We start from the raw sequence: 3,385 nt of genomic DNA, 5'->3' as shown, positions 1-3,385 counted from the left end.
CTGCGCCGCACCTGCGCGCACCGGCCGCCGACGACGATCTCGCGTCGTGGCGCGGCGCGGCCGACGGCGCCGCGCTGCGCATCCTGCATTCGGATGCGGACCTGCATCGCGGGTTGTCCGGCGACGATCCGGTCGAACGCATGCTGTTCGAAATGCTCGAACAACTGCGCTGCGAATCGCTGGCACCACCTGCCATGCGCGGCGTCGTGCAGAACCTGCGCCATCGTTTCGAAACCTGGTCGCGCGCGTTTCACCGGTCTGGGCAGGCCGATACGCATGTCGGGATTCTGGTCTACACGGTCGCGCAGATCGCATGGTCGCGGCTGACGGGCTGGCCCGTGCTCGAGGAGACGGAAGACCTGATCGAAGCGTCGCGCGCGGCAATCGTGCCCGAGATCGGCGTGCAGCTCGCGGGGCTCAAGCGGTGTCGGCACGATCAGCGTGCATTCGCGGAACACGCACTGGCGCTTGCGAAGCGCATTGCTGAGATGATCCGCGACGCGCGCGCGTCCGTCGTGGAAACGGAGACGGAAGACGCACGCGAGCAGGACGATGCGCTTACGAATTTCTCGCTGTGGGTCGATTTCGACGAGTCGGGCATCGATATGCCGGCACTCGTGGAGACGGGCGACAGCGTCGTGCTGCAGGGCGGCGACGCCGTCTACCGCGCCTATACGACGCGCTACGACCGCGAGCTACGGCCGGCAGCGCAGATCCGCGCGGCACTGCTGCGCGAGTACCGCGACCGGCTCGACGGCCATGTCGCCGCGCAGCGGATCAACGTCACGCGGCTCGCACGCGTGCTGCGCGCGGCGCTGGTCGTGCTGCAGGCCGACGGCTGGTCGTTCGGGGAGGAGCATGGTCGCCTTGACGGCCGCCGGCTCGCGCAGCTCGTCAGCTCGCCGGCCGAACGGCGCCTGTTCCGGCTCGAACGCGTGCGGCCGCACGCCGACTGCGCGCTCGCGTTCCTGATCGACTGCTCGGGGTCGATGAAAACGTGGATCGACGGCGTCGCGCTGATGGTCGATACGCTGGCCCGAGCGGGCGATGCCGCCGGTCTCGCGACCGAAGTGCTCGGCTTCACGACGCTCGCGTGGAACGGCGGCCGCGCGCGGCAGGACTGGCTCGCGCGCGGCAAGCCGCGCCATCCGGGCCGGCTCAACGAAGCCGGCCACCTGGTGTTCAAGGACGCGGATACGCGCTGGCGGCATGCGCGCACGGGCATCGCCGCGCTGTTCAAGGCCGATCTGTTCCGCGAAGGCGTCGACGGTGAAGCGGTCGAATGGGCGTGCGCGCGGCTCGCGGCACGGCCGGAGGCACGCAAGATCCTCGTCGTGATCTCGGACGGCAGCCCGATGGACGGCGCGACGGCGCTCGCGAACGATCCGTTCTATCTCGACAACCACTTGAAGCAGGTGGTCGCGCGCCAGGAGGCGGCCGGTCGCGTCGAAGTCCTCGGGCTCGGCGTCGGGCTCGATCTCGGCCCGTACTACCGGCACCGGCTCGCGATCGACCTTGCATCGGCGCCGGACATGAAGCGGCTCGTCGAAATCGCGAGCTGGATCGGTGCGCGGCGGTGAAGCGGGCGATGGCATTCGATGCGGATGCGGCGATACGTATGCGTCCCGGCAGAGTGCCGGGCGGACGGCGGTTCGATTCGGCGCGCGTGCGGCGCCGCGCCGCGCGGCATCACACGCCGCGCAGCAGCGGCGGCAGCGACGTTGCGATCAGCCCGATGCCGATCGCCATCAGCACGCCGAACGCGAGCCGGCGCAACGCGACCGGCGACAGCGGCGGCGGGTAGTGACGCGCGGCCACGGTCGTCAGCATCACGACCGGCGTCGCGATCGCGGCCAGCAGCCAGATGTCGCGATCGAGCTGGCCTTCGCATGCGCTGTACAGCACGCGCGTGGCCGAGGTGGTCGTGAACAGCACGATCAGCGCGCAGCGGATCTGCACGAGCGTCAGCGGCTGCCGGTAGAACTGGAAGATCAGCGGCGGCCCCGACACGCCGAACATCCCGCTCAGCAAGCCGCCGAACAGGCCGCTGACGAAGAAGCTGCGGTTGTCCGAGCGCTCGGTGAGCGGCGTCGGCCGCAGCGCCGCGCTCAGGCCGCCGTACAGCACGACCGCGCCGAGGATCAGTTGCAGCAGGTCGGCCGCCGAGCGGCTCAGGCATTCGAGCAATAGCACGCCCGCAACGACCGACGGCAGGATGCCGAGCGTCGCCGCGCCGACCGCGCGCCAGTCGATGTGATGCAGCCGGCCGGGCAGCGCGGTCGCGCCGTTCGCGAGCGACACGACGCTCATCAGCGTGGCGACGGTCGCGAGCGGCGCAAGCCCGAAGCCGCTCGTCACGCCCATCACGATCATCCCGAGCCCGAAGCCGGTGACGGTCTGGAAATAGCTGCCGGCGCCGATCACCGCGATCAGGATCGCCAGTTTGTCGGCTGTCATGCGTGCGCGGCCTCGCCGGTTGCGGCGCGTTGCGCGGCCGCCTGCGCCTGCACGGTGGTCGCCGCGATCACGTGGTACACGTCGTCGGCGCTGCAGCCGCGCGACAGGTCGTTCGCCGGCCGGCGCAGCCCCTGCAGCAGCGGACCGACGGCCTTCGCGCGGCCGATCCGCTCGGCGAGCTTGTAGCCGATGTTGCCGGCTTCGAGGCTCGGGAACACGAGCACGTTCGCGTGTCCGCCCACCTGCGAATGCGCGATCTTGCGCTCGGCGATCTCCGCGACGATCGCCGCGTCGAGCTGCACGTCGCCGTCTATCGCGAGGGCGGGGCGCAGTTCGCGCACCCGCGCGGTTGCGGCCGTCACCTTGTCGACCGCCGCGTGATGCGCGCTGCCGCTCGTCGAGAACGACAGCATCGCGACGCGCGGTTCCTCGCCGAGCAGCGCGTGCGCGCTGTCGGCGGCCGCCATCGCGATTTCGGCGAGCTGATCGGCGTCCGGATCGACGACCAGCGCGCAGTCGGAGAAGATCAGGCCGCCCTTGATCGTGTGAAACGGCTCGCACAGCATCATCAGGAAGAAGCTCGACACGATCCGGAACGCCGGATCGACGCCGATCAACTGGATCGCCGCGCGTACGACGTCGGCCGTCGCATGCACGGCGCCCGCGACCGAGCCGTCCGCGTCGCCGACCCGCACCATCAGGTTCGCGTGGCAGAGCGGGTCGAGCACCGCGTCGCGCGCGGCGTCGGCCGTCATGCCCTTGCTCTTGCGCAGCGCATGCAGCGTGTCGGCATAGGCATCGCGTTGCGCGGCGGCGGCCGGATCGACGAGCGTCATGCCGTCGAGATCGATCGCGTCGCGCGCGGCCGCCGCGTGGATCGCCGCACGGTTGCCGACGAGCACGATGCGGGCGATGCCGTCGCGCGTCG

At 70.6% G+C, this 3,385-nt stretch carries 3 protein-coding genes; 1 reads left to right on the top strand and 2 read right to left on the bottom strand.

Annotation, left to right across the window (positions count from 1 at the left end; all coding sequences use genetic code 11):
* Window positions 1–1,580, top strand: a 1,580-nt coding sequence (locus tag G3O06_RS47255) for a cobalt chelatase (protein ID WP_205820183.1), incomplete at its 5' end; no start/stop codon positions are given.
* 109 nt (window positions 1,581–1,689) lie between these two features.
* Here G3O06_RS47255 and G3O06_RS47250 read toward each other — a convergent pair.
* Together G3O06_RS47250 and pta are read right to left on the bottom strand one after the other, a co-directional pair.
* On the bottom strand, window positions 1,690–2,457 hold the full coding sequence (locus G3O06_RS47250) for a sulfite exporter TauE/SafE family protein (protein WP_174969271.1): 768 nt from the start codon (window positions 2,455–2,457) through the stop codon (window positions 1,690–1,692).
* A partial coding sequence (pta, locus tag G3O06_RS47245) for a phosphate acetyltransferase (protein WP_205820182.1) occupies window positions 2,454–3,385 on the bottom strand: 932 nt, incomplete at its 5' end. The genes G3O06_RS47250 and pta, both read right to left, overlap by 4 nt.

Origin of the sequence: Burkholderia sp. Ac-20345 (assembly GCF_017104825.1) — a bacterium.
GTDB classification, from domain to species: Bacteria; Pseudomonadota; Gammaproteobacteria; order Burkholderiales; family Burkholderiaceae; genus Burkholderia; species Burkholderia lata_B.
The sequence above is the reverse complement of the archived record's forward strand: the minus strand, read 5'-3'. Positions and strand labels throughout refer to the sequence as shown.

Coding starts and splice junctions, on each gene's coding strand:
- G3O06_RS47250 (WP_174969271.1), bottom strand. CDS start 2,457: ATGACAGCCGACAAACTGGCGATCCTGATCGCGGTGATCGGCGCCGGC.